Annotated in this window: 15 protein-coding genes; 5 read left to right on the top strand and 10 right to left on the bottom strand. The window is 49.7% G+C overall.

Translation table 11 applies throughout. The annotated features are described in order from the left end of the window. The first annotated feature begins 225 nt into the window (after nucleotides 1-225). Nucleotides 226-2,367, top strand: coding sequence for a putative bifunctional diguanylate cyclase/phosphodiesterase (locus HQ393_RS00395; protein ID WP_179356909.1), 2,142 nt, complete (start codon nucleotides 226-228; stop codon nucleotides 2,365-2,367). A 189-nt stretch (nucleotides 2,368-2,556) separates the two neighbouring features. Here the strand turns inward: HQ393_RS00395 and HQ393_RS00390 are convergent, their stop codons facing one another. The 10 genes from HQ393_RS00390 to edd all read right to left on the bottom strand — a co-directional run bounded on the left by HQ393_RS00390 (nucleotide 2,557) and on the right by edd (nucleotide 14,503). Beyond that, on the bottom strand, nucleotides 2,557-3,312 hold the full coding sequence (locus HQ393_RS00390) for an SDR family NAD(P)-dependent oxidoreductase (RefSeq protein ID WP_179356908.1): 756 nt from the start codon (nucleotides 3,310-3,312) through the stop codon (nucleotides 2,557-2,559). A gap of 65 nt (nucleotides 3,313-3,377) precedes the next feature. After that, complete coding sequence (hpnE, locus tag HQ393_RS00385; protein WP_179356907.1) at nucleotides 3,378-4,784, bottom strand: hydroxysqualene dehydroxylase HpnE; 1,407 nt, start codon at nucleotides 4,782-4,784, stop codon at nucleotides 3,378-3,380. A 4-nt stretch (nucleotides 4,785-4,788) separates the two neighbouring features. Next, nucleotides 4,789-5,625, bottom strand: coding sequence for a presqualene diphosphate synthase HpnD (gene hpnD / locus HQ393_RS00380; RefSeq protein WP_179356906.1), 837 nt, complete (start codon nucleotides 5,623-5,625; stop codon nucleotides 4,789-4,791). A 14-nt stretch (nucleotides 5,626-5,639) separates the two neighbouring features. After that, on the bottom strand, nucleotides 5,640-6,344 hold the full coding sequence (locus tag HQ393_RS00375) for a DUF4136 domain-containing protein (RefSeq protein ID WP_179356905.1): 705 nt from the start codon (nucleotides 6,342-6,344) through the stop codon (nucleotides 5,640-5,642). Then, complete coding sequence (gene aroC, locus HQ393_RS00370) at nucleotides 6,344-7,444, bottom strand: chorismate synthase (protein ID WP_179356904.1); 1,101 nt, start codon at nucleotides 7,442-7,444, stop codon at nucleotides 6,344-6,346. Before aroC ends, HQ393_RS00375 begins: the two co-directional genes overlap by 1 nt. A 166-nt stretch (nucleotides 7,445-7,610) precedes the next feature. Next, on the bottom strand, nucleotides 7,611-8,840 hold the full coding sequence (locus HQ393_RS00365) for a porin (RefSeq protein ID WP_179356903.1): 1,230 nt from the start codon (nucleotides 8,838-8,840) through the stop codon (nucleotides 7,611-7,613). Nucleotides 8,841-9,251: 411 nt separating this feature from the next. After that, nucleotides 9,252-10,262: a porin gene (locus HQ393_RS00360; protein ID WP_179356902.1), complete on the bottom strand. Its 1,011-nt coding sequence runs from the start codon at nucleotides 10,260-10,262 to the stop codon at nucleotides 9,252-9,254. Between the two features lie 442 nt (nucleotides 10,263-10,704). Next, a complete protein-coding gene (gene gap, locus HQ393_RS00355) occupies nucleotides 10,705-11,709 on the bottom strand; it encodes a type I glyceraldehyde-3-phosphate dehydrogenase (protein ID WP_179356901.1) in 1,005 nt (334 codons plus the stop codon). Between the two features lie 227 nt (nucleotides 11,710-11,936). After that, entirely contained in the window at nucleotides 11,937-12,560 is a 624-nt protein-coding gene (gene eda / locus HQ393_RS00350; RefSeq protein WP_179356900.1) for a bifunctional 4-hydroxy-2-oxoglutarate aldolase/2-dehydro-3-deoxy-phosphogluconate aldolase, read from the bottom strand. Nucleotides 12,561-12,679: 119 nt separating this feature from the next. Next, nucleotides 12,680-14,503, bottom strand: coding sequence for a phosphogluconate dehydratase (edd, locus tag HQ393_RS00345; RefSeq protein ID WP_179356899.1), 1,824 nt, complete (start codon nucleotides 14,501-14,503; stop codon nucleotides 12,680-12,682). A gap of 297 nt (nucleotides 14,504-14,800) precedes the next feature. Between edd and zwf the strand changes: the two genes are divergently transcribed. The 4 genes from zwf to pgi all read left to right on the top strand — a co-directional run bounded on the left by zwf (nucleotide 14,801) and on the right by pgi (nucleotide 19,665). Then, entirely contained in the window at nucleotides 14,801-16,249 is a 1,449-nt protein-coding gene (gene zwf / locus HQ393_RS00340) for a glucose-6-phosphate dehydrogenase (RefSeq protein ID WP_179356898.1), read from the top strand. Between the two features lie 85 nt (nucleotides 16,250-16,334). Then, entirely contained in the window at nucleotides 16,335-17,030 is a 696-nt protein-coding gene (gene pgl / locus HQ393_RS00335; protein WP_179356897.1) for a 6-phosphogluconolactonase, read from the top strand. 93 nt (nucleotides 17,031-17,123) lie between these two features. Then, nucleotides 17,124-17,966, top strand: coding sequence for a transcriptional regulator HexR (hexR, locus tag HQ393_RS00330; RefSeq protein ID WP_179356896.1), 843 nt, complete (start codon nucleotides 17,124-17,126; stop codon nucleotides 17,964-17,966). Between the two features lie 52 nt (nucleotides 17,967-18,018). Beyond that, a complete protein-coding gene (gene pgi, locus HQ393_RS00325; protein ID WP_179356895.1) occupies nucleotides 18,019-19,665 on the top strand; it encodes a glucose-6-phosphate isomerase in 1,647 nt (548 codons plus the stop codon). Nucleotides 19,666-19,696: the final 31 nt, after the last annotated feature.

Here is a 19,696-nt window from a genome sequence, read left to right as displayed (position 1 = left end):
GTGATTGTAGCAGCCCCACTTTGCCTCGCGGAAAACCTTTCCGCAGATTCTCACTACCAGCACAAAGCAGCGACTGACTGTGCGACTTTTCGCTCAGATTGCAGCACATCGTTTCATTTTCTGGCCACGATGCCGCTGCGACTGCGCAATCGCCTTCTTATGCGGCAGTGCACGATAACTGCGTCTACACTCATTATCATGTTTATTGCAGCGAAGGGATAAGTCATGCCCGAGTACCTAGCTCCGATGCGCAGCAAGCCGTTCAATTTGATTCGGTATTTCTTTTTATTGTCGCTGGGCATTATGTCGATCGCGACTTTACTGATGACCGGCTATTTGCAGCATTACTCTAGCGAGCAATTGCTCAAGCTGGAAAAAGTGCGAGCCTCGTCCATGGTTCAGGTATTCGAAAACTCTTTATGGCCGCAATTTCGGCCATTGACCTTGCTCGATAAAACGCAATTGCTCAAGCAATCATCGCAAGGGCAATTAATGAGCAATGTCATTCAACTCATGAAGGGCACCGATGTCATCAAGATCAAGGTGTATGCGCTCAATGGCCTGACCGTATTCTCGACCGACCCCAAGCAAGTGGGCGAAGTTGAAGAAGACAACGATGGCTTTAAATCGGCCTTGGCCAATGTGCCGGCCAGCGAGTTGGCACATAAACATAGTATTGATTCGTTTGAGCGCGCCTTAGTCGATCGCGATGTCATTTCCACCTATGTGCCTGTGCATGGTGCCAATGAAAAAGTAGAAGGCGTGCTGGAAATCTACGTCGATGCCACACCGTTCATCAAAGCCATGTCCGAGCAATTACGATGGCTGGCGGTGGCGATTTGTTTTCTGATGGTGATTTTATTTCTGGTGCAAATGCTGGTGGTGATGCGCGCGGGAAATATTATTAATAAACAGGCGGCCGAGCTTGAAGAAGCCAATCGTGACCTCGATCGGCGCGTTGAAGAGCGCACTTTTGCGCTGGGGCAAGCTAACTTGCAGCTCGAAGCCGAAGTGATAGAGCGGCGCAATGCGGAAGAGCGGCTTGATCAACTGGCGCACCATGACCCACTCACCAACCTACCCAATCGCCTGCTATTTAATGAGCAACTCGAGCAAAGACTGCTGCAGGCGCCCGATCATCCGCACCATTTAGCGGTCTTGTTTATAGACCTTGATCGCTTCAAAGATGTGAACGATACGCTGGGGCATTTTATTGGCGATCAATTACTGATTGCCGTTACCGCACGGCTCATCAAACAGGTGCGCGCAGATGACACTTTGGCGCGGCTGGGCGGCGATGAATTTGTCTGTATTCTCAATACCCAAGCTGGGAGAGAAACTGCGAGCCAAATCGCGGGCCAATTATTAGCGCTATTTAGCCAGCCGTTTCACATCAATAACAATGATATTTTCCTCTCCGCCAGCATCGGGATTAGCTTTGCGCCAGAAGACGGTATGGATGTGAATACCCTCGTGCGCAATGCCGATATTGCGATGTATCAGGCTAAAGCCGCCGGCCGCAATCGCTTTCAGTGCTATACCCGTGCCATGTCTGTTGCTGCCGAAGAGCGAGTCAGGATTGAACGCTATTTACGTCAGGCCATTGAGCACAATGAATTAACAGTGCATTTCCAAGCCAAAGTAGATTCAAACAGCGGCCAATTGGTCGGCGCCGAAGCACTCGCCCGCTGGCATAGCGAGGCGCTGGGCCATGTACCGCCGGTGCGATTTATCCCAGTCGCCGAAGACACTGGCTTGATTGTGGCCTTGGGCGATCAGATCTTGGAAAAAACCTGTCAGCAACTCAGAGATTGGCGCAGCAGTGGTTTTAATATCCCTTGCGTATCGGTCAATTTATCGGTCAAACAACTCGAGCGCACCGATTTCCCCGCGCATCTGGCTCAGTTATTACATCTGTATCAATTGCCCGCCACTGCGCTGGAATTAGAAATCACCGAAAGTGTGATCATGGCGGTCGACGATGCGATCGAAACGCTCGATGCCATTCGCGCGCTTGGGGTGAAATTATCGATCGATGATTTTGGCACAGGTTATTCATCGCTGGCCTACCTCAAACAGCTGCCGGTGCAAGTGCTCAAAATTGATCGGGCGTTTATCCTCGGTATCGGCTCAGGCAAAGACAATGAAGCCATAATCCGCACCATTATTTCATTGGCCAGCAGTTTGGGCCTCAGTACCGTCGCCGAAGGCGTTGAAGAAGCGACGCAAATTCGTTTCCTGCAAGAAGAAGGCTGCAGCACGATTCAAGGTTTTTACTATGGCAAACCGCTGCCCGCCGCCGCCTTTCATCAACAGTGGCGCAGCAATACCCGCCCACCCATCACTGAATTGCACGCCAGCAAATAAGCAAAAAAAAGCCCCGCACATTGGCGGGGCTGAATGACTACAGGGAGAGATGAAACAAACTACACACTTGCATTGCACCACAGCCTAGCGGCTTAGCACTAAGTTTGGAGATCAATCACAAACTTACCCTTGCTCTGAGTGCTGTTTTTCCAGAAAGTTCATCCCCATTGCTAAATATTTCAATTTTTCTCACTTTTTGTTAAAAAATACCGTTTGTCCGGTCTGACCACGGCTCGCAGGCCCCAACCAATACATAATCGCCGGCATAATTGCGCCCGTTTCCGGCAGTGTATCTTTAGATTCGGCGGGGTGAGTGGCTAAACGGAAAGGCGATTGAATCGGGCCGGGCACCAAGAGATTAATCCGCAACTGTTCAAACTTATCCCATTCGGAAGCCGTAATTTCGATCCAGTTTTTCTGCGCCGACTTGGTCACGCTAAAGCCGCCCCAATAGGCATTGGGTTCAAACGCGTGCGTTTCACCCAACACCAAAACCGCCGCATCAGGCGCTGCTTGCAATAAAGGCAACAAGGTGCGATTGAGGGCAAAAGGCGCAGCCACATTCACCCGGAACATATCCACCCATTCGTCGAGCTTTTGATTGGCCAGCGGCGACAGATGATTAAAGCCATTGGCACAATGCAAAATGCCATCGAGACGGCCAAACTCTTTCTGAATCAACACGCCCAACTGGGTGATTTCGGCTTCGCCCACTTTAGCCAAATCCATCGGCACCGCAGCCGGTTGTGGACCGCCGACCGATTCAATCGCATCATAAGTGCGGCTGAGTTTTTTCTCGTTGCGACCCAGCAAAATCACCGTGGCGCCAAGTTTCGCCAGCTCAACGGCGGCGGTAGCACCCAAGCCCTGCCCTGCGCCCGTCACCAAAATCACACGATCTTGCATTGATTTGGCTTCAGCCTGATATGTTTTCCAGCTTTCCATGATTTGTGTCCGCTTCAATAATGTACATTGCACGGTATTGCCACCAAGACCAATTCGCAATTGACCTACAGCGAAATACCCTTAAAATCTTGTAATACGGCATTGGCCGCTTTCACGCCACTACGCACCGCACCTTCCAGCGTAGCCGGATATTCACCGCGATCTTTACCGCTCATCGCCGCTAAGCCCGCCGTGTAATCACCCGCCAGATAAAACCCAGCGCTCGCCGTGCGATTAGCAGGCCGTACTAGATTGGGCGTACAGGCAAATGTCGCGCGCTTCTCGGTGATGACTTGCTGCTGCAAGACCAAATCGGGCAAGCCCAAACGCTGATGCAATTCTTCCTGCACCGCCAGCGCCAAATCATCGTGGCTCAAACCACTGTGCACGCCCTGCGCGGAGATCACCACAGCAATCAGGCCGGGGCAAGTATGCGTCACGCCGCGATCAAACACCCATTGCGAGATCGCATCTGACAAGCCCAGCATCGGCTGCGGCAATGAAACATTGGCCTCGTACTGCAAATACACCGTCACGATAGGCTGATACGGCCATGCAGCCAATTGGCGCGACAAAATCTCGGTCGCGGCGGCGATACTTGTTGAATCACTTAATAGTTTGGATGCTTGATGCGGCGCGACAGCGCACACGACAGCATCAAATCGCTCGGGTAATCCATTGATATACCATCCAGCAGTATCCAGCCCAACTTTTTTTGCTCTAATGCCTAGCTGGATATACCCGCCTTTTTTAGTCACATAAGACGCGGCAGGCTCGGTAAAGAGTGCGCTAAAATCCACTTTCGGCAGTAATAAATCCGACGCAGCGCGCGAGCCACCCAAGCTATCGCGCAAAACGTTCAGCAACACCTGCGCACTCGCTAATTCCAGCGGGGTATTGAGTGCAGCCAAAGTCAACGGCGTCCAAAAACGACTGATTAATCCTGCGGGTTGGCGTTGCTCAAGCAGCCATTCGGCGACTGTTGTGTCATGTTTGAGCCGCCAGCCCCGCCACTTCGCGACTTGAATTGCACGAATCAAGGCCCAGCGTTCCGACCAAGTTAGGCCTTTCGCCCGAATCAGCGCCACGGCCAAATGCAAGGGTGCAGGTAACTTTGGGCAGGCCAATAGGAAGTTAGGTTCCCCATTGTGAGAAACAGTTTCTAAGCGCATCGGTTGACGTAAAAAAGCGGCATTCAAATCAACACCACACTCGCGCATTAGCCGCAATAATTCGCTATACGCCCCAATCACGAGATGCTGACCATTATCGAGCGGCTGCGGCCGGTTTTCGCCCGAATGCGACGACAAGCTGGCCCGCTCCACACGCCGCGCACGGCCACCGAGCACTTTCCCTGCCTCAAATACCGTGACTTGCACGCCCGCAGCAGCCAGCTCAACAGCGGCCGCCATGCCCGCGTAACCGCCACCGATGATGGCGACGTGTTTACTCGTCGGATTTAATGAGCTCATTCGATTAAGCAAACCACCAGGTTTTCCAAGCCAGCCATAACTTGCGGATTGGCGTCAGCGAAGTACGTTGGTTGAGTACTTTCTGCGCACCTTCGAGACGAACTTCAGCGAGCGTGGCGCGATAAATCGCCGCCATCACAAGGCCAGTGCGTTGATTTTTTTTATCGACTTCGGGCAAGAGCTTCATCGCTTGCTCGTAATATTGCTCAGCGCGGTCAATCTGGAAATTCATCAGGGCTTTAAATTCGGCCGTTTCACGATAATTCAGGATATCCGCTGCAGGGACATTAAAGCGCTGCAATTCATCGACGGGCAGGTAAATCCGGCCACGGCGTGCGTCTTCACCTACATCACGAATGATATTAGTGAGCTGGAAAGCAATGCCCAGATCGTGCGCGTATTTCAACGTTTTGCGATCGGTATAGCCAAAAATACTTGCGGCCAATTGGCCGACGACGCTGGCGACACGGTAGCAATACAGATGCAAATCTTTGAACGTGTTGTAACGCGCCTGATTCAGATCCATCTCCATACCGTCGATGATTTCCAAAAACAGCTCGCGCGGCAGATCGTAGGCTTTAACTGCCGGCAATAAAGATTGCGTCACAGGATGTTGTGGGCTACCCGCGTACATCTGGTCGACTTCATTGCGCCACCAATTGAGCGTGGTGCGCGCAACGCCTTCGTCGGTACACTCGTCGACGACATCATCGACTTCGCGGCAGAACGCATACAGCGCAGTAATCGCGATGCGTTTTTCGGGGCTTAAAAAGCGAAAGCTGTAGTAAAAACTCGAGCCACTTTTGGCTGCTTTATCTTCGCAATATTGATCAGGAGTCACAGGGCGTCTCGAATTTAAGGTTTAGGCGTCGCCAAGGGTATGCGCACTTCTCGGCTCACGCCCGAAGGGCCTGGAAAAGGTAAAAACAGACTGCGAATCAACCACGGCACGGCGGATTCAAGCTCATCATGATGGCTGCGATTTCGCGCACGACCTTCATAGAGCTTGGCAAATTGGTCTTTATCTAAGGTTTTTCGATCAAGAATATCGACAAACACTTCGCGGGTGAAAATGGTTTCATTGACCGTTTGCGTGCCAATAATGCCTGTTTCCGGATAATAACGCGGAATAAAAATGACGCTACCACCTCTGATAACGCGCTGATAGCTCACTGAATAGCCTACGGTACCCCAAATCGGCTGCTGATAGCTTTTGTTTTTCCCATCGTCGATCTGATAGTCAAAACGCACCAGCCAGTCCGCCAATTTTGGGTCGTGCTGCCAAACCAAGCCTTGTTCGACTAAATGCTGCGCCAGTTCAGTTTCAAACTCTTGATATGCCAAACTTTGCGCTTGCGAAGCGGTGCGCTCAATGGCAAACGATTTGGCGCGCGCCATCGCAGCCTGTACAGCCGCAGCACCCGATGCGGCGGGCGCTGAAGCTTTCAACACTCCCGCAGGCAATTGATGGCGAACCGATACGGTGGAAACAAAAGTCGGGCTGGCACAGCCGGCCAAGATGGCCAAAGCAAAGACCGCTAACAGCCAGCGCGCAGACATTAGGCGATTTTCCCGGGAATGCGCGGCGTATTAACGACCACATCACCGCACTGCGCACGGTGACGCAAAGCGTGATCGATCAGCACCAAGGCCAACATTGCTTCGGCAATTGGTGTCGCGCGAATACCAACGCATGGATCATGGCGGCCTGTCGTTGCCATCATCACTGGATTGCCATTTTTATCAATTGATTGGCGCTCCTGAGCAATACTGGAGGTGGGTTTAACCGCCAAATTCACTGTAATATCTTGCCCGGTAGATATACCCCCCAAGATACCGCCTGCGTGATTGGTGGCAAACCCTTTCGGCGTAAGCTCATCGCAATGCACAGAGCCACGCTGGGCAATACTGTCAAAGCCCGCACCGATCTCAACGCCTTTGACGGCGTTGATGTTCATCATCGCGTAGGCAATCTCGGCATCAAGGCGATCGTAAACAGGCTCGCCCCAGCCCACGGGCACATTTTCAGCCACAACTGAAATCTGCGCGCCGACCGAATCTCGCTCTTTGCGAATCGCATCCATATAGTCTTCGAGCTGTGGCACGATGTCATTGTTTGGCGCAAAGAATGCATTTTCGCTGACGTGATCCCAGCTTTGGAATGGAATATCGATCTCACCCAGCTTGCTCATGTAGCCACGAATGACGATGCCGAATTTTTCTTTCAACCATTTTTTGGCGATCGCGCCCGCCGCCACCCGCACGGCAGTTTCACGCGCCGAAGAGCGACCGCCGCCGCGTGGGTCGCGAATGCCGTATTTATGCCAGTAGGTGTAATCGGCGTGACCCGGGCGGAAAGTCTCGACAATTTTGCCGTAATCTTGGCTGCGTTGATCCTGATTGCGAATCAGCAAAGCAATCGGTGTACCGGTGGTTTTACCTTCATAGATGCCAGACAAAATCTCGACCGTATCGGGCTCTTTACGCTGCGTCACATGGCGGCTAGTACCAGGCTTGCGGCGATCAAGTTCGAGCTGAATATCCTCAACCGAGATGTCCATTCCTGGAGGGCAACCGTCGACAATACAACCAATGCCCGCGCCATGGCTTTCGCCAAATGATGTAACTGTAAACAGCAAACCCAAACTATTGCCCGACATGGTCACTCCACAAGTCTGATTTATCTCTGAATATCTGCAATTTTACCACGGCACACGCCAAAGCGCGGGTAAACGCCAGCAACAAAAAAACCGCCAAACTCGATTGAGTTTGGCGGTTCAAATTGGTGGGTTCAAGCGCCTAAGCGTTAACCTAAGCGGTTATGGCTTAGAAATCGCCACGCAAGCCAATTGCGAAAGTGCCTACATCAGCACCTTTAGCAGTTGCGAAACCCGAAGCAGATGCGAAGGTTGCCGCTGATTCGTTGTCAACCTTAGTGTAAGTAGCGATAACGCGCACTTGTTTGTGTACTTTGTACGATACACCAGCGTTGTACTGTTTCGCGCCCGTGTTAGCCACATCAACACCTTTCAGGTTGTTTTTAACATCGCCAGCTTTAGCAAAACCAGCTTGGAAGTCAAAATCACCCCAATTGTACAAAGCTTGGATACCGTAGCTGTCTTGCTCTTGATCCAGAGCCAAGCCAACACCATTCGCGTTCGAATTGGTACGCTCCCAAACCGCGCTCAAATGTAAACCAGCAAATTTACCTGTAGCGCCAATAGACAAGGCATCAGCACTTTCACCACCAGTTTTACCAGTCAATTCTTTCTTGGCAGACAACTTGCTACCAGTCAGATCATAGTAGGCATCGCTCAATTTAGTGTACGCAACGCCAGCATCGAAATATTGGCTTTGGTAGTTCAGCAAGGCTGAGAACTGTGGTGCATTGATTTTGTCACCAGAAGAAACTGCAGTTGTTGTGCAGTTTGAAACAGTCACACACGTTGTTTTGTATGATGCAGTTGCATTGGTGCTGTCCACTTTACCGAAGTTATAAGACAAACCACCTGCAAAACCAGCCAAACGTGGAGTCTCATAGCTAACACTATCGCCCTCACGGCCGCCCATACGACCCAAGATAGTGTTTGATGCGTTAGTTGGATCAGATGCATCATTCATGATGTCATCAAATGCGCCTAAAGCATTTTTCTTGATCAATTTGTATTGGTTGTCGTAACGACCTAAACGCACTGTACCAAATTTTTCACCAGACAAACCGATGAAGGTATTGCGAGTACCAAAACCAATTTTGCTACCATCCAATGGATCACCGCTGTTACCTAAGTAAATACGTGCTTCCAGCTGGCCAATCGCTTTGATATTGTCGTTGATTTTCCAGTCGCCTTTAACGCCGAACTTAGAAGTTTGGTCCATCAAACGAGTCTGGCTATCTTGGCCATCTTGCACAGTTGTGCCCGCAACTGGAGTCACATTGATAACCTCGACTGCAGAGCGCAAGCTACCGTAAATCTTAACAGGACCCAAATCAACATCTGCCATGGCCAAAGGGGCGATAAAAGCAGCAGCAACTGCAGCAGCAACAATCTTGTTCATTTCAAATTAACTCCGAGGTTTTATAGGTGCTTTAACTGTGAATTTTCACAACGTCGCGATTCTACAAACCTTTTATTAATATTGAATGTCATAACAATGACAGATTTGTTACATACACAAATTCTGAATACATGACTTAATAAACAGTGACTTAAGTTATTTTTGCTTTAGTAGCTAGTACAGTTAAACCACAAAATTTTACAGTAGACCAAGCAATACGGCTAATTTAGGCAAGGGTTTAAGATCTCCTTCATTGGGCAGCAAACAAACGAAAATTTTGGAAAAAATGTATGCCCCAGCAAAACCACCCACGCTTGGACACAGAGTAGCGCAAACAAATACGAAGACAAAAAAAACAAAAAGCAGCCGAAGCTGCTTTTTGTTTTTTTCAACTAAACTGAGCGAGTCAGATTAGAAGCCAGTCCATGCACCGAACATTACGTATTGCAGGTCGCCAGCTTCTTTGTTACGCCATTGGTAACGAGCGTAAGCTACAGTGTTTTTAGACAAGCTGTAACCGTATTCAGCAGAAGCGATTGCACGTGAACCGCTGAAGCCATCAGCATCAGAGCCATTGTATGAAGCTTTGATGAATGATTTGCCGAAGCCGTAAGTACCACCAACGATCCAGTCGTAACCGTCTTGTGTACCAGTAGCGTAGTCTTGGCTGTAGCCAGTGTACAAGGCACGCAGGTTCAGACCGAAATCGAAACCGTAAGTTGCGCCGATGTAGTACTGAGAAGCGTCGCCAGTTGCAGCAACGTCTTTACCGAACAAGTAACCAGCGTTCAAGCCCAATGAACCTGCATTGTAGCTAGCAGACAAATCAGCAATGTAGTTTTCGCTGAATTTGTTACCATCTTGGCGTGAGCCAGTAGCTGCATTCACTACGTCCCAAGAGTATTGAGCGCCGAAGCTGAAACCGCTGAAGCTTGGAGATTGGTAGTTCAAAGAAGCACCAGTCAAGAAGTTAGCAGTCAATTTACCTGCAGCAGCGCCAGCGTACCAGTTGTTTTCAGCCAACTGCCAGTTACCGCCTTGACCATATGGCCAGTCCAGAGTCAGGTAGCTGTTCAGGAATTGACGACCAGCTTTGAAAGTACCCCAATCACCAGTAAAACCAACCCAGCCTTCACGACCGCCCCAAGCTTGTTGAGACAATGCATTTTTGCTGTTTGCATTTGTATTACCAGAGGTAACTTTCTGAGACAGTTTCCAGATCAGTTTGCCGCCGCCGTCGAGTTTGTCAGCGCCGTTAAAGTCGATTTGCAAACCACGGTCCAGAGTTTGAACGTTGCTGCTACCAGCTTGGTCAATGAACATCAAGTTCATTTCCATAGAACCAGTGATAGACACATCAGCGAACGCTGGAGCTGAAACAGCAGCTGCAACAGCAGCAGCCATAAGAACGCGCTTGAACATTTTTATTTCTCCAAAGAAAAGAGAGAGTTGGATTTATTTAACCACCGTAACAGCGGGCCTCTTATCTAGCTGGGCCACTGCTTTACAGACTCAAGATTACGGAAGAACTCCGGCCAACGCAAAAGCTATTTCCGATTTAGGCCAATGGTGTAGCCTGAGTACAACAGTACTTTTCGGTTAACGCCCGGGGCTTAAGCCGCAAACAAGCCCACGTGACATTCATCTTTAATAATAATTACTTAGCTGAAATTATTAAGCTATTACCTTACCTGCTTACCCTCAATTGCAGCAATTTACCTCACAACAATTGGTAATTTTACCAAACCAAGAACATTAAACCGCACCGACAATTAGCGCTAACAAGTTACTCCCGCACAACTGCTAGCCAATAAAAAAGCCAGTCAGATTTACTGACTGGCTTTTAGGATTCGCTTTTAAACGATTATTTTGCGGCCATAACTCGAACCATTTCCAACACTTTGCTAGAGTAGCCCCATTCGTTATCGTACCAAGCCACCAATTTAACGAAAGTTTTATCCAAAGCAATACCTGCATCTGCATCGAAAGTTGATGTGCAAGCTTCACCACGGAAATCAGTAGATACAACTTTCTCAGTGGTATAACCCAGGACGCCTTTCATTGTGCCTTCAGAAGCGGCTTTCATCGCAGCACAAATTTCTTCGTACGACGCTTCTTTATTCAATTCAACAGTCAAATCAACTACTGAAACATCAGAAGTAGGTACGCGGAAAGCCATACCAGTCAATTTACCTTTGATCTCAGGAATCACCACACCAACGGCTTTAGCTGCGCCAGTTGAAGAAGGAATGATGTTTTCCAGAATACCGCGGCCACCACGCCAATCTTTATTAGATGGGCCATCAACTGTTTTTTGCGTTGCAGTTGCTGCGTGAACAGTCGTCATCAAGCCACGTTTGATACCGAAGTTATCGTTAATTACTTTAGCGATCGGCGCCAAGCAGTTAGTGGTACAAGATGCATTAGAAATGATTGCCTGACCTGCGTAAGCGGCATCATTCACACCGTACACGAACATAGGGGTATCGTCTTTTGATGGTGCAGACATAATGACTTTTTTAGCGCCAGCAGCCATGTGTTTTTCGCAAGTCTCTTTAGTCAGGAACAGGCCTGTAGACTCAACCACAACATCAGCACCAATCTCACCCCATTTCAATTCAGCAGGATCTTTAACTGCAGTCAAACGAATGGTTTTACCATTTACCACGAGATTGCCATCAACAATCGCCACTTCGCCTTTGAATTTGCCGTGCACTGAATCGTGTTTGAGCATATAGGCAAGGTAATCAGGCTCGAGCAAGTCATTAATACCAACGATTTCGATATCATCGGCAAAATTATAAACAGCAGCGCGGAATACCATGCGGCCGATACGACCAAAACCATTAATACCAACTTTGATAGCCATGAATCATCTCCAGAAACAATAGGGGATCGAATAAATCGGGACGCTCAAGCATGCACCATTTAGAGCAATATTGCCTTTGCGCCATGACAAACACTTTGCAAAAACTACATTAAAACCAAATAAGTTACTAAAGCGGCGGGTAAATAGAACACTTACCCAGACAGCAAAAAACAAAAAGCCGACCACACCGCACCAAACACTAGCGCAGTGCGATCAGCCTAGACCAATCAAGGACGCAATGCAGCCGCTTCACGTGCGAGCGCAGTAATCCCCGCCCAATCACCTTTTGCAACCATATCTTTAGGAGCCAACCAAGAGCCACCTACACAGCCCACATTCGGCAATGCCAACAATTTAGGGGCAGATTCTACGCTCACACCACCCGTTGGGCAGAACAAGATTTGTGGCAACGGGCCACCCAATGCTTTCAACATTGCCAAGCTGCCCGCTTGCTCAGCAGGGAACAATTTCATCGCATCAAAACCTTCTTCCAAAGCTGCAATCGCTTCAGATGGCGTCATTACACCTGGCAACAACTCGATCCCGCACTCACGAGCGGCAGCGGCCAGTTTTGGCGTCAAACCAGGTGTCACGGCAAATACTGCACCAGCAGCCTTCGCTTGAGCAAACTGCTCAGGACGAACTACCGTACCCACACCCACAATCGCGCCAGGCACGTTATCAGCAATCGCTTTTACCGCAGCAAGCGCAGCATCAGTACGCAACGTCACTTCCAAAACACGAATACCGCCGTCAACCAGCGCTTGAGCCAAAGGCACTGCGTGCTCTACATTTTCAATTACCAGCACCGGCATTACAGTGCAAGAGCGCATGATGTCACGAATCTGCATGAGAATTTTCCGTCTTATCTAAATTGCAGCCTTTTTATTATCGAAGGTCAGCAAAGGTTTCAAACCGGCCGGCGCATCTCCTCACACACCAGCCGCTCACAACAAACTTCTTTTATATATTAGTGCGCCAAACCCATACTAATCGCGCCGTCTTCGGCACCAGTTGCCGCAGCACGGAATGAAGCAAACAACTCACGCCCCATGCCATGTCCATTTGCCGACAAATCAGCCGTCGCAACTTCGCGCGCATCCCACTCTGCCGCATCCACTTGAGCCACAAGCTCACCCGTTTCAGCATTCAACAAAATCATATCGCCGGTACGAACTTTACCCAGTGCGCCACCTGAAACCACCTCAGGCGTAATATGAATCGCGGCAGGCACTTTGCCCGATGCGCCTGACATACGGCCATCAGTAACCAAAGCCACCTTAAAGCCACGATCTTGCAACACACCCAATGGCGGAGTGAGCTTGTGCAACTCTGGCATACCATTGGCGCGCGGACCTTGGAAACGAACAACCGCAATAAAGTCACGCTCCAACTCGCCACGTTTAAATGCGGCGATGACATCTTCTTGATCATCAAAGACGATAGCAGGCGCATTTACAATGCGGTGCTCCACTGCCACTGCAGAGGTTTTAATCACAGCACGCCCTAAATTACCTTGCAGTAATTTGGTACCACCATCGGCCTGGAATGGATTAGCCGCAGTTCTAAGAACGGAATCATCGCCACTTTGTACAGGAGCAGGACGCCAAACAGCGACGCCATTTTCTAGGAATGGTTCTTGCGCATAATGGCGCAAACCATAGCCCGCTGCAGTCCAAACGTCGTCATGCAACAATCCAGCATCAAGCAATTCGCGGATCAGATAACCCATACCACCTGCCGCATGGAAATGATTCACATCAGCAGCACCGTTTGGATAAACCTTCGCCAACAGCGGAATAATGGCCGACAAATCGTTAAAGTCAGACCAGTTAATAATCACACCCGCAGCGCGTGCGATCGCGATCAAGTGAATCGTATGATTCGTTGAGCCACCGGTTGCCAGCAAACCAATAATGCCATTAATAATCGCCTTCTCATCGATCACTTTACCGACCGGGATAAATTCATTACCCAGTGCGGTAATTTGCGCTGCACGTTTAGTAGCTGCGACGGTCAACGCATCACGCAGTGGCGTACCTGGATTGGTAAATGCCGCGCCCGGCATATGCAAACCCATAATTTCCATCAGCATTTGATTCGAGTTGGCGGTACCAAAGAAAGTACAGGTACCCGGGCCGTGATACGAGCCTTCTTCAGAGGCCAACAGAGCATCACGACCTACTTTGCCTTCAGCAAATAATTGGCGAGTGATATTTTTTTCTTTATTGGCAATACCCGTCGTCATTGGGCCTGCAGGCACAAAAATGGTTGGCAAGTGACCAAACTGCAGCGCGCCAATCAATAAGCCTGGAACAATCTTGTCACACACACCCAGACACAAAGTTGCATCAAACATATTGTGCGAGAGCGCCACAGCCGTAGACATCGCGATCACATCGCGACTAAACAGCGACAACTCCATACCTGGCTGACCTTGGGTCACGCCATCACACATTGCAGGCACGCCACCGGCAAACTGCGCCGTTGCACCAGCTTGATTGGCAGCTTTTTTGATAATCGCAGGGAAAGTTTCAAACGGCTGATGTGCCGAGAGCATTTCGTTATAGGCAGACACAATCGCCAAATTAGGCTGACGCATTTCACGCATCATGATTTTGTCGGTCTCAGGCATTGCAGCCCAAGCATGCGCTTGGTTGGTACAAGCCAAACCTTTTCGTACGGGCTCTTTACTGGCCGCCTGTTCTAATCGCGCCAGATAGCGTGAACGTGATTCTTTGCTGCGTTCGATAACGCGCTGGGTTACTTCGACCAAACCAGGATGCAGTGACATGAAAGAACTCCGAATTTTCTGAACTAAACTATCGAGCAGATAGACTTAGAATTTAAGCGTAGTTTTACTACAATCAAGGCGTTTCGACAAGTAAAACTCTTTACATAGCGACTTCGCTGCACTGCAGCAAGGCCTTGCACCACAAAGGTTTTCCGTTAAATCACTTTGCGCCGCATTGGTGCAAACCACTAGGTAATAAATTCGTTTGCTAGGGTGTTTGAGCCTGTAGTAAGATTACAAAGCTTACTATGCTTGACTCTTTTTCAAGCTCCAATTCCAGACGAGGATTTTTGGCTCATGACTGCGATCGACGCTTTCGATATCGTTTTTTTTGGCGGCACAGGTGACCTCGCTTTACGCAAGTTACTTCCTGCACTTTACCACCAAGACCAAGACGGCAATTTGCCAAGCCAAGGTCGCGTCATCTGCCTGGGCCGCAGCCCGTCGGACACCGCAGCCTACGTTGAAAAAGCTCACACCAAGGCGAAAGAATACCTTGGCAGCCATTATAACGAAAGTGACTGGAATAAATTCGCTGCGCGCATTGAATACTTAAAAGTTGATGCCAACACCGAAGAAGACTTCGTTGCCCTCGCTGAAACTCTGAACAAATTCCCAACTCGCGAGCGCGTGTTTTATCTCTCTACCGCTCCTGATTTCTTTGCGCCTATTGCTAAAAACTTAGCCGCGCAAGGCCTGAACGAAGGCCATTCACGCGTCGTACTAGAAAAGCCGCTCGGCCACGACTTGGACTCATCGAACAAGATTAACGATGAAGTGGGTGAATACTTCAACGAGCAACAAATCTACCGTATCGACCATTACCTCGGTAAAGAGCCGGTACTAAATCTGATCGCACTGCGTTTTGCCAATACTTTGCTTGAGCCGCTGTGGCGCCGTGAATGGATTCGCGACGTGCAAATTACCGTGACTGAGCAAGTTGGCGTTGAAACCCGCGCAGACTTCTACGACAAAACGGGTGCTTTGCGCGATATGGTGCAAAACCACTTGTTGCAATTGCTGACCATCGTGGCAATGGAACCACCAGCATCGATTGATGCTGACGCTGTGCGTGACGAAAAACTCAAAGTATTGCGAGCTTTGAAGCCACTGACGACAGACGATGTAAAAACCAAAGTCGTACGCGGTCAGTACCGTGCTGGTGCGGTTGGCGGCAAACCTGTTATTGGTTACCAAGATGAGCCAGGCGTACCCGCAGGTTCGAAAGCTGAAACATTTGTCGCACTCAAGGCTGAAATTGAAACTTGGCGCTGGGCTGGTGTTCCTTTCTTCTTGCGTACCGGTAAACGCTTGGGCGACCGCTTGGCACAAATCGTGATCAATTTCCGCGAAGTGCCAACCTCGACCTTCGGTAAAAACACGCGCCCAAACCGCTTGGTGATTGAGCTGCAACCCGACGAATCAGTGCGCCTGTACATGATGGCCAAAGAGCCGGGCAAAGATCGTCTGCGCGAAGTGTATTTGGATCTGGACTTCAAAGAAGCGTTTAGCACTCGCAGCCCAGAAGCGTATGAACGCCTGTTGATGGATGTGATCAAAGGCGACCTCTCATTGTTCGTACGCCGTGACGAGCAGCGCGCAGCTTGGCGTTGGGTTGAGCCGATCATTGAATCGTGGGAAAACAGCAGCGAAGGTCCGAAGACCTATACCGCGGGTACTTGGGGCCCGGCAGCTTCATCCGCCCTGCTGTCTCGCGACGGTCTGTGCTGGCACGAAGAAGCTTAATACCCACCCGCAGTAAATACATCAAGACCTTGCTAGACAAGGTCTTGATTGCAATACCCGTCTAGATTGTAGTTTGGAGAATTGAATGGCTTTGCAATGGCATGAGTTTAGCAACAAAGAAACACTGGATCAGCAACTCGCAGCAACCATTGCTGACGAACTTAAAAAAGCGATTGCCGCGCGCGGCACTGCTGGCCTTGCGGTTTCTGGTGGTCGCACACCTGCAGGCATGTTCAAAGCTTTACGCAATAGCGATCTCGATTGGTCTCGCGTTGTAATTACCTTGGTCGATGAACGCTGGGTTCAGCCTGATCATGCCGATAGCAATGAGCGCTTAACCCGCGAAAATTTATTGCAAGATGGCGCCGCTGCTGCCACTTTCGTATCTCTGGTTAATACTCAAGCAACACCCCACGAAGCCCTCGCTGAAATCGAAGCGCGCTTGGCCAAGATGCCAAACCCCATCGACGTCGTGATTTTGGGCATGGGCGATGACGGTCATACGGCCTCATTATTCCCAGCGGCTGCTGAACTCGAAGCAGCATGTGAGTCAACTGCTTTGTTGGCCGCCGTTACGCCACCCGTTGCACCGCATCAGCGCATTACCTTAACGCTCCCAACCATCGTGAAAAGCCCGAAAGTATTGGTGCATATCACTGGCGAGAGCAAAAAAGAACTCCTGCTCAACGCGATGGCGGCAAATGTCGCACTCACTGAGCAATACCCGATTCGTCGCGTCCTTGATCAAGTGCCGCTCGCCAACGTATTTTGGGCGGCCTGAGTGTCAAAGTCATGACGCTAAAATTAAACTTCAATTTTTACGTCACCCGCCATTTGGGCTGTGACCGTGCACGTTTGGGTGAGGAATAAGCAAATGCTCGAACGCATCAAAACAGTAATTGATTCACTATCAAAATCTGAGCGTAAAGTCGCTGAGCTGGTGATCGCTCAGCCCAATCTGGTTGCAAATGCGCCGATTGCCCAAATTGCCGATCTTGCCGATGTATCTCAACCGACAGTGATTCGCTTTTGTCGTTCGCTCAATTGCTCAGGCCTGCAAGATTTCAAATTGCGCCTGACGCGTAGCTTGGTTTCGGGTGTGCCTTATGTTCACTCGATGGTGTCATCGGATGACTCGGCGCACGATCTGGCACGCAAATTATTCGACAATAATATTTCGCACCTGCTGCGTTGTCGCAATGAGCTCGACACTGAAGTACTCGAACGCGCGATTAAAGTCTTATCAAACACGCACAAAATCGAAGTTTGGGGCCAAGGCCAATCTGGCGCAGTGGCCATCGATGCGCAAAATAAGTTTTTCCGCCTCGGCGTTCCTACCGTTGCCTACACCGACCCGCACATGCATGGCATGAGCGCATCAATGCTCAAGCCCGGCGATGCGGTGATTGCCGTTTCCAACTCGGGCCGCACGCTCGATATGCTGCGCTCGGTTGAAATTGCCCGTGATGCCGGTGCGGACGTGATTGGCATTACGCACAGCAAATCGCCACTGGCTAAACGCTGCAATATTTGCCTCTACGCCGATACGATGGAAGACCCGGATTTGTACACTCCGATGATTACCCGCATCGTGCATTTGGTGATTATTGACGTACTCGCCGTTGGGGTTGCACTCAAACGCGGCCCAGAGTTGATTGATCAGCTCGAAAAAATGAAACGCAATATGAAAGAAAAACGAGTTCGCGGCCATGAGTAAGCGAACCAAAACTAATAACAGCACCAATAGTGATACACGAGGATTAGTGTCGATGTCTAATTTAACTTCATCGCCAGCTTGGCAAGCGCTAACAGAGCATTTCAAGGAAGTCGAACCGCTGCATATGCGTGATTTATTCCAAAACGATCCACATCGTTTTGAGAAATTCTCGCTGGAAACCGGCGGCTTGTTTTTCGATTACTCGAAAAATCGCATCACAGAAAAAACGATGCAATTATTATTCGAGTTGGCGCGTCAATCTGGGGTGAAAGAGCGCATCGAAAAAATGTTCTCGGGCGAAAAAATCAATATCACCGAGAAACGCGCTGTGCTGCACACCGCTCTGCGCAACTTGGATCACAACCCCATCGTAGTGGATGGCGAAGATGTGATGCCGAAAGTCAATGCGGTCAAAGAGCAAATCGGCGACTTTTCTGACAAAGTTCGCTCAGGCGAATGGCAAGGCTACACAGGCAAACCAATCACAGACATCGTGAATATCGGTATTGGTGGCTCGGATTTGGGCCCATTGATGGTCTGTCAGTCACTCAAAGAATATGGCCACGCGCGCCTGTCGATGCATTTTGTCTCGACGGTCGATGGCGACCAAATCGTTTCGACGTTAAAAAAACTCAATCCAGAAACCACGCTATTTATCATCGCATCGAAAACATTTACCACCCAAGAAACAATTACCAATGCACGCACTGCACGCGCTTGGTTTGTTAAAGCGGCTGGCGACGAAAAACACATCGCCAAACACTTTGTGGCCGTTTCGACCAATAGCAAAGCCGTGGCCGAATTTGGTATCGACACCAAAAACATGTTCGAATTCTGGGATTGGGTTGGCGGCCGTTATTCATTGTGGTCGGCCATTGGTCTGCCGATTGCGATTTATTTGGGTAAACACAATTACCAAGATTTGTTGCATGGTGCGTACACCATGGATCAACACTTCCGTGGCAAACCACTGGAACAAAACGTCCCCGTGATTATGGCGATGCTGGGCATTTGGTATGGCAATTTCTTTGGAGCCAATACGCAACTGGTCTCACCGTACAATCAATGTATGTCGCGTTTCCCTGCTTATTTGCAGCAACTCGACATGGAATCCAACGGTAAAACCGTAGACCTCGATGGCAATCGCGTCGATTACGCCACTGGTCCAGTCGTATGGGGTGATGCAGGGATTAACGGTCAGCATGCCTACTACCAGATGCTGCACCAAGGCACACAAATCGTACCGATCGATTTTATCGCAACGATCGAGCACCCAGATATTCCTGAGCCACACAGCACCATCCTGATGGCCAACTTCTTTGCCCAAACTGAAGCCTTTATGCGCGGCAAAAATGAAGCTGAAGTGCGCGCCGAGCTAGAAAAATCAGGCATTACCGGCCAGGCACAAGACGATCTTGTTCCACACAAGATTTTCAAAGGCAATCGCCCAACCAATACCATCATCATGCAGCGTCTGACACCACGTCGCTTGGGTGCCTTGATTGCTTTGTACGAACATAAAATTTTCGTACAAGGCACGGTCTGGAATATCAACTCCTACGATCAGTGGGGTGTTGAATTAGGCAAACAATTGGCTAAGCTAATCGAATCCGATTTAACAACGCCGGGCCTCACCACCAGCCATGACGCGTCAACCAATGGCTTGATTAACTATTTCAAACGCAATACACCACGCTAAGCCTTTCTTTACAAAACCGAATGGTGCAGGC

The sequence above is a fragment of the Chitinibacter bivalviorum genome (assembly GCF_013403565.1).
Taxonomy (GTDB): domain Bacteria; phylum Pseudomonadota; class Gammaproteobacteria; order Burkholderiales; family Chitinibacteraceae; genus Chitinibacter; species Chitinibacter bivalviorum.
The sequence above is the reverse complement of the archived record's forward strand: the minus strand, read 5'-3'. Positions and strand labels throughout refer to the sequence as shown.

Coding starts and splice junctions, on each gene's coding strand:
- gap (WP_179356901.1), bottom strand. CDS start 11,709: ATGGCTATCAAAGTTGGTATTAATGGTTTTGGTCGTATCGGCCGCATG.
- HQ393_RS00365 (WP_179356903.1), bottom strand. CDS start 8,840: ATGAACAAGATTGTTGCTGCTGCAGTTGCTGCTGCTTTTATCGCCCCT.
- pgl (WP_179356897.1), top strand. CDS start 16,335: ATGGCTTTGCAATGGCATGAGTTTAGCAACAAAGAAACACTGGATCAG.
- zwf (WP_179356898.1), top strand. CDS start 14,801: ATGACTGCGATCGACGCTTTCGATATCGTTTTTTTTGGCGGCACAGGT.
- HQ393_RS00375 (WP_179356905.1), bottom strand. CDS start 6,344: ATGTCTGCGCGCTGGCTGTTAGCGGTCTTTGCTTTGGCCATCTTGGCC.
- aroC (WP_179356904.1), bottom strand. CDS start 7,444: ATGTCGGGCAATAGTTTGGGTTTGCTGTTTACAGTTACATCATTTGGC.
- hexR (WP_179356896.1), top strand. CDS start 17,124: ATGCTCGAACGCATCAAAACAGTAATTGATTCACTATCAAAATCTGAG.
- HQ393_RS00360 (WP_179356902.1), bottom strand. CDS start 10,262: ATGTTCAAGCGCGTTCTTATGGCTGCTGCTGTTGCAGCTGCTGTTTCA.
- edd (WP_179356899.1), bottom strand. CDS start 14,503: ATGTCACTGCATCCTGGTTTGGTCGAAGTAACCCAGCGCGTTATCGAA.
- HQ393_RS00390 (WP_179356908.1), bottom strand. CDS start 3,312: ATGGAAAGCTGGAAAACATATCAGGCTGAAGCCAAATCAATGCAAGAT.
- hpnE (WP_179356907.1), bottom strand. CDS start 4,784: ATGAGCTCATTAAATCCGACGAGTAAACACGTCGCCATCATCGGTGGC.
- pgi (WP_179356895.1), top strand. CDS start 18,019: ATGTCTAATTTAACTTCATCGCCAGCTTGGCAAGCGCTAACAGAGCAT.
- eda (WP_179356900.1), bottom strand. CDS start 12,560: ATGCAGATTCGTGACATCATGCGCTCTTGCACTGTAATGCCGGTGCTG.
- HQ393_RS00395 (WP_179356909.1), top strand. CDS start 226: ATGCCCGAGTACCTAGCTCCGATGCGCAGCAAGCCGTTCAATTTGATT.